This is a genomic window from uncultured Jannaschia sp. (assembly GCF_947494055.1).
Lineage (GTDB): Bacteria > Pseudomonadota > Alphaproteobacteria > Rhodobacterales > Rhodobacteraceae > Jannaschia.
On record NZ_CANLTR010000187.1, the window covers coordinates 1 to 450 of the forward strand.

At 64.2% G+C, this 450-nt stretch carries 1 pseudogene; it reads left to right on the forward strand.

The window, feature by feature from the left end:
* Positions 1 to 325 precede the first annotated feature (325 nt).
* Positions 326 to 450: pseudogene (locus Q1A87_RS23785) on the forward strand (5,6-dimethylbenzimidazole synthase); the annotation flags it as partial.

Here is a 450-nt window from a genome sequence, read left to right on the forward strand (position 1 = left end):
GTCGAGGAGCGCGAGGAAGTCGTGACCGACACCGTGCGCAAGACCGAGGTGGACATCGACAAGAGCGACGTCGACAAGACCTAGGGCGTCCCAGGATCACGCTAAAAGTCGGCGGGCTTACCGACCCGCCGGCTTCCCGCTGCGGCTCCCGGCGTTTCAAGCCCGGTGGTCTTGCAGATATCAGTGTCCCGGACTGCTTCTTCCGCCAATACGGTGCAGGAGGTGGACATGAAGATGACACAGGACCATCGGACCGCGTTCGGCGACCATCCTGCGCTGGCGCCGTGACGTTCGCCACTTCCGGTCCGATCCGATCGACTCTTCCGTGCTGCAGCGCCTGCAACAGCACATGGATCGCGCGCCATCCGTCGGAAACGCGCGCCCCTGGCGCGTGGTGCAAGTCGAGAGCGCCCTGGCGCGAACCCGGATCATTGAAGTTTTCGAGCGGTG